14 protein-coding genes are annotated in these 13,980 nt (G+C 51.3%); 11 read left to right on the forward strand and 3 right to left on the reverse strand.

The genetic code is table 11. The annotated features are described in order from the left end of the window. Positions 1 to 28: 28 nt before the first annotated feature. The 9 genes from nrdR (at position 29) to ABGI61_RS06280 (ending at position 8,974) form a co-directional block, all read left to right on the forward strand. Complete coding sequence (nrdR, locus tag ABGI61_RS06240; protein WP_040552497.1) at positions 29 to 484, forward strand: transcriptional regulator NrdR; 456 nt, start codon at positions 29 to 31, stop codon at positions 482 to 484. Positions 485 to 510: 26 nt separating this feature from the next. Continuing rightward, the gene (gene ribD / locus ABGI61_RS06245) at positions 511 to 1,602 is read left to right on the forward strand and encodes a bifunctional diaminohydroxyphosphoribosylaminopyrimidine deaminase/5-amino-6-(5-phosphoribosylamino)uracil reductase RibD (protein ID WP_347598513.1); all 1,092 of its coding nucleotides are present in this window, start codon (positions 511 to 513) and stop codon (positions 1,600 to 1,602) included. A 20-nt stretch (positions 1,603 to 1,622) separates the two neighbouring features. Further along, a complete protein-coding gene (locus tag ABGI61_RS06250) occupies positions 1,623 to 2,273 on the forward strand; it encodes a riboflavin synthase (RefSeq protein WP_347598516.1) in 651 nt (216 codons plus the stop codon). Between the two features lie 12 nt (positions 2,274 to 2,285). Next, complete coding sequence (gene ribBA / locus ABGI61_RS06255; protein ID WP_347598519.1) at positions 2,286 to 3,395, forward strand: bifunctional 3,4-dihydroxy-2-butanone-4-phosphate synthase/GTP cyclohydrolase II; 1,110 nt, start codon at positions 2,286 to 2,288, stop codon at positions 3,393 to 3,395. Between the two features lie 118 nt (positions 3,396 to 3,513). Then, a complete protein-coding gene (ribH, locus tag ABGI61_RS06260) occupies positions 3,514 to 3,978 on the forward strand; it encodes a 6,7-dimethyl-8-ribityllumazine synthase (RefSeq protein ID WP_008224150.1) in 465 nt (154 codons plus the stop codon). Between the two features lie 15 nt (positions 3,979 to 3,993). Beyond that, a complete protein-coding gene (gene nusB / locus ABGI61_RS06265) occupies positions 3,994 to 4,407 on the forward strand; it encodes a transcription antitermination factor NusB (protein ID WP_347598523.1) in 414 nt (137 codons plus the stop codon). A 54-nt stretch (positions 4,408 to 4,461) separates the two neighbouring features. Beyond that, the gene (thiL, locus tag ABGI61_RS06270) at positions 4,462 to 5,424 is read left to right on the forward strand and encodes a thiamine-phosphate kinase (RefSeq protein ID WP_347598526.1); all 963 of its coding nucleotides are present in this window, start codon (positions 4,462 to 4,464) and stop codon (positions 5,422 to 5,424) included. Beyond that, complete coding sequence (locus tag ABGI61_RS06275; protein WP_347598528.1) at positions 5,421 to 5,900, forward strand: phosphatidylglycerophosphatase A family protein; 480 nt, start codon at positions 5,421 to 5,423, stop codon at positions 5,898 to 5,900. Before thiL ends, ABGI61_RS06275 begins: the two co-directional genes overlap by 4 nt. Before the next feature lie 26 nt (positions 5,901 to 5,926). Beyond that, positions 5,927 to 8,974: a ligand-binding sensor domain-containing protein gene (locus ABGI61_RS06280; protein WP_347598531.1), complete on the forward strand. Its 3,048-nt coding sequence runs from the start codon at positions 5,927 to 5,929 to the stop codon at positions 8,972 to 8,974. Positions 8,975 to 9,025: 51 nt separating this feature from the next. On the opposite strand, the gene dxs is transcribed toward ABGI61_RS06280, so the two are convergent. From dxs to xseB, 3 genes are read right to left on the reverse strand one after another with little or no spacing between them, the layout of a single operon-like run. Then, the gene (dxs, locus tag ABGI61_RS06285; protein ID WP_347598534.1) at positions 9,026 to 10,885 is read right to left on the reverse strand and encodes a 1-deoxy-D-xylulose-5-phosphate synthase; all 1,860 of its coding nucleotides are present in this window, start codon (positions 10,883 to 10,885) and stop codon (positions 9,026 to 9,028) included. Between the two features lie 14 nt (positions 10,886 to 10,899). Then, positions 10,900 to 11,787 carry a (2E,6E)-farnesyl diphosphate synthase gene (gene ispA, locus ABGI61_RS06290; RefSeq protein ID WP_347598537.1) on the reverse strand — a complete coding sequence of 296 codons (888 nt, stop codon included), beginning with the start codon at positions 11,785 to 11,787 and terminating at the stop codon, positions 10,900 to 10,902. A gap of 1 nt (position 11,788) precedes the next feature. Continuing rightward, the gene (gene xseB, locus ABGI61_RS06295) at positions 11,789 to 12,034 is read right to left on the reverse strand and encodes an exodeoxyribonuclease VII small subunit (RefSeq protein WP_347598540.1); all 246 of its coding nucleotides are present in this window, start codon (positions 12,032 to 12,034) and stop codon (positions 11,789 to 11,791) included. Between the two features lie 199 nt (positions 12,035 to 12,233). Here xseB and pomA point away from each other — a divergent pair, with 199 nt between their 5' ends. Both pomA and ABGI61_RS06305 read left to right on the forward strand, forming a co-directional pair. Continuing rightward, entirely contained in the window at positions 12,234 to 13,001 is a 768-nt protein-coding gene (gene pomA, locus ABGI61_RS06300) for a flagellar motor protein PomA (protein ID WP_347598543.1), read from the forward strand. A 3-nt stretch (positions 13,002 to 13,004) separates the two neighbouring features. Next, positions 13,005 to 13,961 (forward strand): flagellar motor protein MotB, encoded by a 957-nt coding sequence (locus ABGI61_RS06305; protein WP_347598546.1) that lies wholly within the window; start codon positions 13,005 to 13,007, stop codon positions 13,959 to 13,961. Positions 13,962 to 13,980 lie beyond the last annotated feature (19 nt).

Below are 13,980 nucleotides of genomic sequence, written 5' to 3' on the forward strand. Positions count from 1 at the left end.
TGCTCAGCAGCGTAGCGGGAAGCTGATTATGTACTGTCCGTTTTGTAATGCAGATGACACCAAGGTAATTGACTCGCGGCTGGTGGCAGACGGCCATCAGGTGCGCCGGCGGCGTGAGTGTCTGGCCTGTCATGAGCGCTTTACTACCTTTGAAGCGGCTGAGCTGGTGATGCCGCGCATCATTAAACGTGACGGCTCGCGTGAGCCGTTCAATGAAGACAAGCTGCGCAGTGGCTTGCTGCGCTCATTGGAAAAGCGGCCGGTATCGACCGAGCAAATTGAGCAGCTGATCAACAAAATTAAATCCCAGCTGCGTGCCACCGGTGAGCGTGAAGTGGGCAGTCAGCTTCTGGGCAACCTTATTATGGACGAGCTGGTCAAGGTAGATAAAGTGGCCTATGTGCGTTTTGCCTCGGTGTACCGCTCATTTAAAGATATTCGTGAATTTGGCGAGGAAATTGCCCGTTTGGGAGAAAAAGCCTGATGTTTAGTGCGGCAGATGCAGCTTTCATGGCGCAGGCGATACAGCTGGCTGGCCTCGGTTGTTATACCACCAGCCCCAATCCTAATGTCGGTGCCGTGCTGGTAAAAAATGGTCAGGTGATTGGCAAAGGTTATCATCGGCAAGCCGGCGGCCCGCATGCCGAAGTGTTTGCCCTGCGTGAGGCGGGTAGTGACGCAGCAAAGGCCACCTGTTATGTCACGTTGGAGCCGTGCAGCCACCATGGCCGCACCCCGCCATGCGCAGAGGCCCTGATTGCGGCCGGTGTCAGCCGGGTGGTGGTAGCGATGCAAGACCCTAACCCGCAGGTTGCCGGACGCGGCATAAGCATGCTGCGCGAGGCCGGTATTCAGGTAGATGTCGGCTTGCTCGAAGCCGAGGCGCGCGCTCTTAACCCGGGCTTTTTAAGCCGGATGCAGCGCAAACGGCCTTATGTGCAGCTTAAATTGGCTGCAAGTTTAGATGGCCGCACGGCACTGGCTAATGGTGACAGTAAGTGGTTAACCAGCGAAGCTGCCCGTGCTGATGTACAGCACTACCGCGCACAAAGCTGTGCCATTTTATCTACTGCGGCGACGGTGATGGCCGATAATGCCCGTTTAACCTTGAGGCCAGAGCAATTACTGCGGCCGGTTTCTGCACTGAGTAGCGGTGAGCTACGTCAGCCAAAGCGGGTTATTTTAGACCGAAATGGTCTGCTTGATCACAAGCTGGCATTGTTTGCTGACGGCGGTGAAGTGCTGCTGTGCGTCAGTAAGCTTGAAAACGAGCGTCAGCTGCCCAATATCGCTAGGCAAATCCATTGTCCGCTTACGGCGCAGGCGCAATTTGATTTACCGCTGCTGTTGGAGCATTTAGCACTGCGCGAGCAAATTAACACCCTGTGGGTCGAAGCAGGGGCTACGTTGGCCGGCACCTTATTGCAGTTAAAGTTAGTGGATGAATTAATTGTTTACCTGGCGCCAAAGCTTTTGGGCAGCAGTGCCCAGCCACTGGCGGTATTGCCGGAATTTAATGCCCTGGTGCAGGTGCCGGAGCTTAGCTGGAGCGATGTGCGTATGGTAGGGCCAGAGCTGCGTCTGAGCGCCCGTTTACGCTAACCTTATTGCAAGGAACTGTTATGTTTACCGGAATTATAGAAGCGACAGGTCGTCTGAGCGCCATTCGTCCTCAAGGTGGCGATTTAACGGTGACCATCAGCAGCGACAATCTGGATTTCACTGATGTGAAATTAGGTGACAGTATCGCCAGCAACGGTGTCTGCTTAACGGTAACTGCACTTACCCAGCATAGCTTTAATGCCGATTTATCTTCTGAAACGCTGGCACATACCTTATTTGGCCAATATAAAACTGGCCAGCGTATCAACCTGGAGAAGGCGCTGTTGCCCACCACGCGTATGGGGGGGCACTTAGTCAGCGGTCACGTTGATGGTGTTACCCAGGTGGTAAAACTTGAGCAAAGCGGCCGCGCCTGGCACATCTGGCTGGCACTGCCTAAACATCTGGCGCGGTATATTGCGACCAAAGGGTCAATAACCATCGATGGTATTAGTCTGACTGTGAATGAACTCACCGCTGACGCCTTTCGTTTGACCATAGTGCCGCACACGGCGCAGCACACCACCATTGCTGAGCTAGCACTTGGTAGCAAGGTGCACCTGGAAGTGGATTTAATTGCCCGCTATTTAGAGCGGCTACTAAACAAAGACAGCGCTGCACAGAGCGGCGGTGTCAGTATGGCGCTGCTGGCGCAGCGCGGCTTTTTATGAATAAGGGCTGTTATGCAACTGAATACTCCTGCTGAAATTATTGAAGATATCCGTCAGGGCAAGATGGTCGTACTGATGGATGATGAAGATCGCGAAAACGAAGGCGATCTGGTGATGGCGGCAGATTATGTGACGCCAGAAGCCATCAACTTTATGGCCACCCATGGCCGCGGCTTAATTTGTTTAACCCTAACGAAAAAGCGCTGCAAGCAGCTGGCACTGCCGCTGATGGTGGATGCCAACAAATCACCCTTTGCCACTAATTTTACCGTGTCAATTGAAGCGGCTGAGGGTGTGACTACTGGTATCTCGGCGGCCGACCGCGCCCGCACGGTTAAAGCTGCCGTAGCGCGTGATGCCAAGCCCAGTGATATAGTGCAGCCAGGGCATATTTTCCCGCTAATGGCCCAAGACGGTGGTGTGCTGGTGCGTGCCGGCCACACGGAAGCCGGTTGTGATTTAGCCCGCTTAGCCGGCCTTGAACCGGCAGCTGTGATCGTTGAGATTTTGAACGACGACGGCACTATGGCCCGCCGGCCCGATTTAGAAGTGTTTGCTAAAAAACACGGCATTAAAATTGGCACTATTGCTGATTTAATAGAATACCGTAACTTAAATGAAACCACTATCGAGCAGGTGGCCAGCTGTCAGCTACCGACCGAAGTGGGCGATTTTAAGCTGGTAACCTTTAAAGACACCATTGATAACCAAATTCACTTTGCGTTGGTAAAAGGCGACATTCAGCCTGAGCAGCCAACGCTGGTGCGGGTGCATTTGCACGATACTTTTAGTGATTTATTAATGGCAAACCGCGCCGCTAACCGCAGTTTTCCACTGCATACGGCGATGGAGCGCATCGCCCGCGACGGTGGCGTGCTGGTGCTACTAGGTAAACATGAGAGCACTGAGCAGCTTATTCGCACTGTACAGGGCTTTGAAGCTGAAGATAAAGGCGAAAAGCCGCGTAGCACGCCGTGGAATGGTACCTCGCGCAATGTCGGTGTTGGCTCGCAAATATTGGCCAGTCTGGGGGTGAAGAAAATGCGCTTGCTAAGCCAACCGAAAAAGTACCATGCGTTATCCGGTTTTGGCCTGGAAGTGGTCGACTACGTTAGCGAATAAACTGTGGGTTAAATGGTAAATAAGGCGCAATAGCCGGCAACAAACACTATGCCGCTTTGCGCTCTGTTGTGCTATTATGCACGGCTAATTTTTAGCGGTCAGATTTTAAGGGCAACGTATGCAGGTGATTGAAGCAGGGTTTTCTGCCAACGGTAAAAAGTTTGCGATCGTAGTCGCACGGTTTAACAGCTTTATTGTTGAGAGTTTATTAAGCGGCGCCACCGATACCTTAGCGCGTATTGGCAATGTTGCTGAGCAGGACATTACTGTCATTCGTGTGCCTGGTGCCTTTGAACTGCCGCTTGCCGTGCAGCGCGTTGCTGCCAGCAAGAAATATGACGGTATTATTGCGTTGGGTGCGGTGATCCGCGGCGGTACACCGCACTTTGAATATGTATCAGGTGAGTGTACCAAGGGTATTGCACAGGTCATGATGCAGCACGATATTCCGGTCGCCTTTGGTGTGCTCACGGTGGACAGCATTGAGCAGGCCATTGAGCGTGCTGGCACTAAAGCCGGCAATAAAGGCAGCGAAGCGGCGATGTCAACGCTGGAAATGGTTAATCTGCTGGCCAAGCTGTAACAGGAAGAGAGACGAATGAAACCGAATGCCCGTCGTCAGTCACGGTCACTTGCAGTGCAGGGAATATACAGCTGGCATGTAAGCCAAAACCCGATCACTGAAATCGAGCAGCAACTGCTGCTGGAAACTAACGTTAAGCACCTCGATGTGGGGTATTTTCAGGATTTAGTTCGTGGCGTGGTTAAAAACCATGCCACACTGGATGAAGCATTGAAGCCTTATCTGGACCGCCCGTTTGACGAGATTGATTTTGTTGAAAAGGCCATACTGCGGGTGTCAGCTTACGAGCTGAAATACCGGCTAGATGTGCCGTACAAGGTTATCATCAACGAAGCCATTGAGCTGGCCAAAGCGTTCGCTGCTGATGATAGCCATAAATTCGTTAACGGTATTCTGGATAAAGCCGTGCGCGTGCTGCGGCCAAGCTAAGGCGCTCGGTGTCCACGTTAAAGGAGTGCCGGTGCTTACCGGCTTCTGCATACTATGGGTGAATTCGAACTCATTTCCCGCTTTTTTGCCAATTGTGGTGCCAAACGCAGCGATGCGACTTTAGGCGTGGGCGACGACGGTGCTGTATTACAAGTACGCGACGGCTACGACTTAGTGGTCACCACCGACACTATGGTGGTGGGTACACATTTCTTCCCGGATGATGATCCAAGAGCGTTAGGGCATAAACTGGTCGCGGTCAATGTTAGCGATTTGGCTGCTATGGGGGCCGAGCCCGCCTGGTTGTCGTTAGCGCTGACATTACCTGCTGTGGATGAGGCTTGGTTATCAGCCTTTGCTGCCGGCCTTGGTGAAACAGCTGATTATTATCAATGCCAACTGGTTGGTGGTGATACCACCCGCGGCCCTATGAGCCTGACCATGATTGCCAAAGGCACAGTACCACGTGGCAAAGCGTTAACCCGTAGTGGCGCCAAAGTGGGCGATTATATTTATGTTACCGGCACTTTAGGTGATGCAGCGCTGGGTTTGAAGCTGTGTCAGGGCCTGCATGAAGTCAGTAAAAAGCATCAAAGCCATATTCTCCAGCGTTTTCATTACCCGTCGGCGCGGGTGGCGTTGGGGCAGGCACTGCGCAACCTGGCCAGCAGCGCCATGGATTTATCTGATGGCCTGTACAGTGATATTCAGCATATTCTCAAACGCTCAAATGTCGGCGCCAGTATTGATGTCAGCCGCCTGCCGCTATCGCAAGCGTTGAAAGACAGCTGTGACACCAGCACAGCATTGCAACTGGCGCTCTCTGGTGGTGAAGACTACGAGCTGTTGTTTACCGTGCCGGAAGCACGGCGTGGCTCGCTAGAGGTGTTGCTGTCACCTTATGGTATACCAGTGACCTGTATTGGCCGGGTTACCGGCGTGGCCGGCAAGCTGGAGTTAAAGCAGGGCGATCAGGCGTTTGATTATCAGCACCAGGGCTTTGTACATTTCTTATGACACACACCGCCTTTAACCTTCGCAAATGGTATCAGTTCTTGGCTTTGGGGTTTGGCAGCGGTTTGGCTGCAAAGGCGCCAGGCACCTTTGGTACGCTTACCGCGATACCCTTGGTTGCGCTGTTGATGTGGCTGGGTAATCAGTATTTACTGGCTTTTGTTATTGCCGGTAGCGTGCTGGGCGTGTATCTCTGCGGCCAGACTGCCGCCGATATAGGTGAGCATGACCATAAAGCCATTGTCTGGGATGAAATTGTCGGCTATGCCATCAGTCTACTTTGGCTACCGCTACACTGGCAAACACTGCTGCTGGCCTTTGTATTGTTTCGCCTGTTTGATATTGTAAAACCCTGGCCCATTAGTGTGCTGGACAAAAAAGTGCATGGCGGCTTGGGAATTATGCTGGACGATGTTGCTGCGGGTTTGGCAACACTGCTGGTTCTTCATCTGATATTGCCCTATTTACCGTTAGGCTAGGGCAAGGTTAATCTGAGAGCGTATTAATGAAACACATCAGTATGCTGCTGTTCTTATTAAACGCTGTGATCACTTCCTTTAGCGTCAACAGCTACACCCAACAATCTGTCTATGATTTTGACATTAAGCACTGGGGCAGCAGTGATGGCCTGGCCAACAATTCGGTGCGCGCTATTACACAAGATGCCCAGGGCTACATTTGGTTGGGCACCCAAGCGGGGCTGAATCGCTTTGATGGTATGCAGTTTGAACACTTTAACAAAGAAAACCGCCGCCACTTAGCCAGCAACGCCATAACCCGCTTGCTGACAGACAGCTCAGGTTATATCTGGGTTGGGACTAAAGCAGGTTTGTCAGGGTTTGATCCGTTGACACTTGAGTTTGACCGTTACCAAATATTGTCTGAGGTAACCTCATTGCTTGAGGTACAGCCTGGCGAGATCTGGCTAACGGCTGATTCGTTATTCAGGGTGAAAGATGGCAAGGTAAGCCGCGTAGAGGCGATACGTGGTCAGGTCAGTCAACTTGAACGGGTCGATGATGCCGTATGGGTACTCAGTGCGGAAAAGTTATATCAAGTCGATTTGCTCGGTAATGTAAACAGCTTCGATTTACCGCCAGAGCTTAAGCAAACGCCGGTTTATGACTTGTATCATACCGAAAAGGGCTTACATATTGCCGGTGAGGCAGGTTTCTATCACCTGGATAACGATGGCAAGATTGCTAAATGTCAGTTACCAGACCAAAGTAACACTGCAGTTTACAAGCTGCTACGTGACAGCCGTGGCAATAATTGGATCTCAGCGCACCGTAAACTGTTTCATAAGCACCCTAAACAAGACTGGCAGCACATCACCGGCGACGAGCTGGGCAGCTATCCCTGGTTTAGCGATATTTATGAAGACAAAGAGCAAAATATCTGGCTGGCGAGTTTCAGTGATGGAGTGTATCGTGCTTCTGCCGGCCATATCCGTCGCGTCGTGCCTGCTGATACTGACCCAGTTGTTCGAAGCCTAGGCGTAAGCCCGGACGATACGCTAATTATCGCTAGCCAGTCCAGTGTCGGTGAGATGTTCCCAGATGGTCGTTACCAGCAACTGATCGACAGCTCTGCCTTGGGTGCCAGTACGGTGTACGACATTTATTGGCCGCATCCAGAACAAATGTGGTTAGCAACTGACGATGGTGTACAGCGCTTCTCACGCAGCGATAAAGGCGTAGTGGCACGTTTTTCTGCCTTGGCAGGTTTTACAGTCAGAGTATTGCAGCCACATGCCGAGCAAGGGGTTTGGATTGGCGGTGTAATGGGGTTATACCATTATCAGCAGGATGCGCTGACGCCCTTTGTCCTGAACGATCAGCTGGAGTCGCGCAATATCACCGTATTGCAACATAATGCGGAGCAGCTGGTGTTTGGCACCACACGCGGCTTATATCAGTATCAGCAGCAGACCCTTAACAGGCTCGGGGTAGGTACTGCATTGTACAACAGTTACGTGACAGCACTTAAGGTGTTGCCAGACCAAACTGTGGTAGCAGCCACACTGGACGATGGGGTTTTTGTTTTGCCTGCTGGCAGCCAGCAGTGGTTAAACTGGCACAGTAACAACGGCTTGCCGCATAGCCCGGTGGTGAGTATCGCATTTGATGCAGAGCAGCAATTGCTGTGGTTTAGCAGCAACAAGGGTATTTTTCGTGTAGCACCAAAAGATCTCAGTGCACTGCAACAAAGCGCTGTAGCGGCACAGGAAGTACTGGGGCCCTACGATCGTCAGCTGGGTACCGTGCCAGGGCGTTGTTGCAATGGTGCTGGGCATGCCAAAGTGGTGTTTTGGCAGCAACAGTATTGGTTCCCTACGTTAAAGGGCATGGTGGCGGTACCCCAGCAATTAGCACACCGTTTAAACCGCAAGGTTGAACCTGTAATAAAGCTGGTGCAAGGCCAGCAAGCTTATCCTATCGCCACACCACAACAACGCCTTGTGCTGGAGTTGGACGATCGCAACTTGACCATTCAGTATTCGGCGTTGGAATTTGTTAAACCCAATGCACTCCAGTTTCGTTATCAGTTGCAGGGGTTTGATCAAAACTGGCATGAAGTAGGAGACAGGCGTGAAGCGGTATATACCAACCTGACACCAGGACGTTTTGTCTTTGCCGTACAAAGCCGGTTTGATAATGAACAGTGGCGGGATGCCCGTACAGCCAGTATAGAATTGGTTGTACCCAAACGATTTGACGAAACGCTGGTGTACCGGGGCTTATGGTTACTATTGGCTTTGTTTGGTATTTATGCTGTGTTGTGGCTGATGCGGCGCAATAGTCTGTACCAGCAACAGCAGCTGGAGCGCCTGGTGCGACAGCGTACACAAGAGCTTGAGAACAGCAATCTTAAACTGAACGAGCTGAATGAACAGCTAACGCTGTTAACACACAAAGATAGCCTGACTGGCCTGAGAAACCGGCGTTTTTTGTTTGAGCAGTTACCTAAAGATATCGAACACTTTCAGCGTAACCGTGAGTCTATGCTGGCGCAGGGTAAGTGCGTGGCACTTATTCATCTCGACCTGGACAACTTTAAGCAAGTTAACGATCAATACGGTAATAGCGCCGGTGACAGCTGCATACAACAGGTAGCAGGCCTGCTGATCCGTGAAACCCGAGGTTCAGATTATGTGGTACGTTTTGCCGGTGAAGAGTTTGTGCTGGTACTGCGCGATATACAAACCGAATTGGTGGCGCAGTTTAGCTACCGGCTGAACGAACTTATTGGCAATACGGTGTTCAGTTTACCCGATGGCCACCGCACCCGGCTGACCTGCTCCGTTGGCTATGCGGTGTATCCGCTTAACTTACTTGGCGGCCAGCTGATTAATTGGGAAATCTCATTGCAGCTGGCCGAGATGGCGCTGTATCACGTTAAACACGCCGGTAAAAATGGCGTAGCCTGTATTGAGTTTGATCAGCAGGTAGATGCGTTTGAGTTTGAGGACTCGGCGCACATTGAAGCTCAGGTTGAGCGGTTATTAGCCGCCGGCCTGGCACACTTTGTCAGACCAACTGGCAATCACTAAGGCTTAGCTGAATATTGCGGTGCAGCCAGGGCGTTTAACGAAAAAGCGCTGTTAACACAGCGCTTTAATACTGGCAAGAATGCCGGCCGTATCCAACCCTAGTTCAGCGTATATCTGCTCTTGGGTACCGTGTTTAATAAACTGATCCGGTAGGCCCAGATTAACGCAGCGCACGTTAAGGGCGCTTTGGGCGATAAATTCATTAATCGCTGAGCCGGCGCCACCCATAATGGCGTTGTCCTCTACGCTAACGAACAGTGGATGTGTTGCCGCAAGGTCAGTGAGTAAGGCCTCATCAAGCGGTTTAACAAAACGCATATCCACAAGCGTTGCATCAAGTTCTTCAGCGGCTTGCCGACAAGCCGCCAGCAACGGACCAAAAGCCAATATAGCAATCTTACTACCACTGCGCACTGTTCTGGCTTTACCAAGGGGCAATAACTGCATGTCTTTATCTGGTGTAATGCCATTGCCACTGCCTCTGGGGTAACGCACAGCGGCCGGGCCTTTATACTGATAGCCGGTATATAGCATCTGGCGGCACTCGTTTTCATCTGACGGAACCATAATCAGCATATTGGGAATGCAGCGCATAAAGCTAATATCAAAAGCACCCTGATGGGTCGGGCCATCAGCACCTACGACACCAGCCCGATCGATGGCAAACAACACATCTAATTGTTGTAATGCCACGTCATGGATCAGCTGATCATAACCGCGTTGCAGGAAGCTGGAGTAAATGGCCACGACTGGTTTTAAACCTTCTATCGCCATACCGGCTGCCAGTGTTACCGCATGCTGCTCGGCAATCGCTACATCGAAATAGCGCTTAGGGTAGGTTTTGGAAAACCGCACTAAATCTGAGCCTTCACGCATGGCAGGCGTAATCGCTTGTAAGCGTTCGTCTGTCTCTGCCATGTCGCAGATCCAGCTGCCAAAAATATTGGAAAAGGTCGGTAGGCTGGCTTTTTTCGCCGGTTGCTTGGCTTCATCCGGGTTAAATTTCGACACCGCATGATAACCGATAGGGTCGGCTTCTGCCGGCGCGTAGCCTTTACCTTTCTTCGTCACTATGTGTAGCAGTTGAGGCCCTTTTAAATTGCGCATATTGCGGATAGTATCGACCAGTCCCAGCACATCATGGCCATCTATCGGGCCGATGTAGTTAAAGCCCAGCTCTTCAAAGAAAGTACCAGGGGTAACCATACCCTTGAAGTGCTCTTCGGCGCGGCTGGCCAGCTGATGCAGCGGTGGCACGCCGCTTAAAATCTTTTTACCACCCTCACGCAGGCTGGTGTAAAAACTGCCGGATAAAATACGGGCAAAATAGCGATTTAACGCCCCGACATTTTCCGAAATAGACATCTCGTTGTCATTTAAGATCACCAGCATATCCGGGCGTACTTCGCCGGCGTGGTTTAAGGCTTCAAACGCCATACCGGCGGTAATGGCACCATCACCTATCACTGCTACCACTTTACGGTTGCTGCGCGCCTGCTGCGCCGCAATCGCCATGCCAAGGGCCGCGCTGATTGAGGTGCTGGAATGGCCGACTGACAGTACGTCGTACTCACTTTCTTCCCGGTACGGGAAAGGGTGCAGGCCATCTTTTTGCCGGATGGTGTGCATACGTTCGGCCCGACCGGTAAGGATTTTATGGGGGTAAGCCTGATGGCCTACATCCCAGATAACGCGGTCAAATGGCGTGTTATACACATAATGCAACGCCACTGTCAGCTCGACAGTACCCAGACCCGAGGCAAAGTGGCCGCTGCTTTGGCTAACGCTGCGTAATAGGTAACTACGCAGCTCGTCACTGAGCGCGGGCAGTTGTTCCTGTGACAGCTGTCTTAGCTGCTCGGGTAAATTAGCCTTGGCTAATAACGGGTAATCGTTAAGATCTAACGCCATAATCCTTGCCTGTGTTAAAACCTGCGTTCGATAATGTACTGCGCAAAACTGCGTAATTCATCAGTGTTATACGGTAGTTTACTCAGGGCGTTCAATGCATCCTGATATAATTGCTGTGCTTTGGCTTTGGCCTGTTCAAGTCCAAGCAGGGCAGGGTAAGTTGCTTTGTTGGCTTTACTGTCAGAGCCTTGCGGTTTACCCAGCGTTTGGGTATCACTTTCAATGTCGAGAATATCATCCTGCACCTGGAATGCCAGCCCCAGCGCACGCGCAAACTGCAGTAAGTGCTCTTTATCGGCAAGTTGCCGATTGGGGCTGCATAACCAGGCTAACTCTACCGCATTTTCAATAAGAGCACCGGTTTTAAGCCGGTGCATCTGCTCCAGCTGCGCCAGACTGGTTTGCTGGTTAGTTTGTGCCAGATCAATCGCCTGACCGCCACACATACCGGCATAACCGCCAGCGCGTGCCAGTGTCTGCAGCATCTGTAGCACTTCAGGTGCGCCAACCTGCTGATAGGGATGATGGCTCAGTATATCAAAGGCCAATGCTTGCAGGGCATCACCCGCCAAAATGGCCGTCGCCTCATCAAAGGCTTTATGGCAAGTTGGTTTACCACGGCGCAGGTCGTCATTATCCATTGCCGGTAGGTCATCATGAATAAGCGAGTAACTGTGCAAGGCTTCCAGCGCTGCGGCCGGGCCGTCCAAATCGGCTAAGCTGGCGCCGAGCAGGGTGCCACAACTGTAAACCAAGAAAGGTCGTACCCGTTTTCCGCCCAGCAACAGGCTGTAAGACATGGCTGATAACAGCCGCTCATCTGTGAGTGGAAATTGGCTGATCACGCTTTGCAGGTGCTGTTCTACCCGTTGCTGGTAACGCGGCAAATTGGCTGGTAACACCTTAGTTTTCCTGCTCTGGTTCAAATGGCAGCAAGGTTTCCTGCTGTTGTTGCTGCATCAGGATCTGTACTTTCTGCTCGGCATGTTGCAGCAACTGCTGGCTGTGTCGGGCCAGGGTAATACCGCGTTCAAACTGTTGTAAGGATTGATCCAGCGACAGTTCACCTTGTTCTAATTGCTGTACTATCTGTTCAAGCTCAGTCAGGCTTTGCTCAAACTGGCTTAAATCAGCTTTTTTCTTGCTCATACCACCCCCGACAAAAGTGTGCGCAAAGGTACCTTAGCAGGCTATTATGGTCAATCAGAAAGCGGATGTGAAAGGCTAAATTGATAATTTCCCGCAATTTATACTTAATCATCTGCCGATTTTGTCGATAAACAGCTATCGTCTAAGATAAACTGGCAAACGTGGTTAACACTGCTGTGTGGTAATTAAGGAGAGTAACGTGGATTTGGCTACCCTGGTCGGTATGTTAGGCGCTATAGGTTTTGTGGTAATGGCCATGATTCTGGGCAGTAATGGCGCACCCGGCATGTTTATGGATACCGTGTCTGTCTTAATTGTATTTGCTGGCTCCATTTTCGTGGTGATCTCAAAATTTACCCTTGGCCAATTTTTTGGCTCAGGTAAAGCCGCTGCAAAGGCCTTTATGTTTAAAATTGAAGCGCCGGAAGAGCTGATTGAAAAAGCGGTACAGCTGGCAGACTCTGCGCGCAAAGGCGGCTTTCTTGCGCTCGAAGAAGCTGAAATTCCCAATGCCTTCATGCAAAAGGGCGTAAACATGCTGGTAGACGGCCACGATGCCGATGTGGTGCGGGCAACCTTGCTAAAAGACATTAGCCTGACGGAGAAACGCCATGAAACGGCTATTGCCATCTTTAAAAGTTTGGGCGATGTTGCACCGGCTATGGGTATGATTGGTACCCTGATTGGTCTAGTCGCAATGCTATCGAACATGGATGACCCCAAAGCGATAGGCCCTGCAATGGCGGTTGCGCTACTGACTACTTTATACGGCGCCTTTATAGCCAACATTATTGCCATTCCACTGGCCGATAAGCTTGCTATTCGTAACCAGCAGGAAAAGACCAACAACCAACTGATTTTGGATGCGATTTTGGGTATACAGGACGGCCAGAACCCGAAAGTGATTGAAGGCATACTGCGAAATTATCTGGCGCAAGGTAAACGAGAACCGGCAGCAGCGGAGTAGACCATGAGTGATGAAGCTGAAGAGTGCAAATGCCCGCCGCCAGGCCTGCCTGCTTACATGGGGACCTTCGCGGATTTAATGGCGCTACTGATGTGCTTTTTTGTGCTGTTATTGGCATTTTCCGAAATGGATGTGCTGAAGTTTAAGCAAATTGCCGGCTCAATGAAGTTTGCTTTTGGTGTACAAAATAAAATTGAAGTGGAAGATATCCCCAAAGGTACCAGCGTGATTGCTATGGAGTTTCGTCCTGGTCGGCCAGACCCAACGCCAATTGAGACGCTACAGCAGCAAACCATTGAAATTACGCAGCAGGTTATCGAGTTTCAGGCTGGTGAGGAAGACTCTGCCGGCGGACGTCAGGAGCAGCGCGAAGATTTAAGCGGTGGTCAGTCGGTGAGTAATGCCGAGGAAATTATGGACGGCGAGTCCGCGTCAGCCGATGCACAATCTGAAGCTCAGCAAGAGCAAACCAATGAAATGGTGAAAAAGCTGGCTGAGCAGCTGGAAAAGCAAATCGTTGACGGTGCTATAGAGCTCGAATCTCTGGGCCAACAAATTATTATCCGCATCCGTGAAAATGGCTCCTTTCCCTCGGGATCATCGTTTTTGCAGCCCAGGTTTAAGCCCATTATTCAGCGTATTGGCAGCTTGTTAAACGACGTCCCCGGCGAAATCACGGTTACCGGGCATACCGATGATATTCAGGTATCCGATGAGCTACACAGTAATAACTGGGACTTATCGGCAAAACGGGCGGTGTCGGTGGCAACCGAGATGATTAAAGCGCCGGGCTTTGACCGCACACGGTTGGTGGTTGTAGGACACGCGGATACTAAGCCTTTGGCACCAAATGACTCTGAACTTAACCGCCGGCGCAACCGGCGGGTAGAAATCTCCATTATGCAGGGTAAAGCGAAAGAGTCTGAGCCTATCAGCTTGGAACCACCGGCACAGCCGTGATGTAAAAGCAGCAGTGGCG

The organism is Rheinheimera fenheensis (genome assembly GCF_039871805.1).
GTDB classification, from domain to species: domain Bacteria; phylum Pseudomonadota; class Gammaproteobacteria; order Enterobacterales; family Alteromonadaceae; genus Alishewanella; species Alishewanella fenheensis.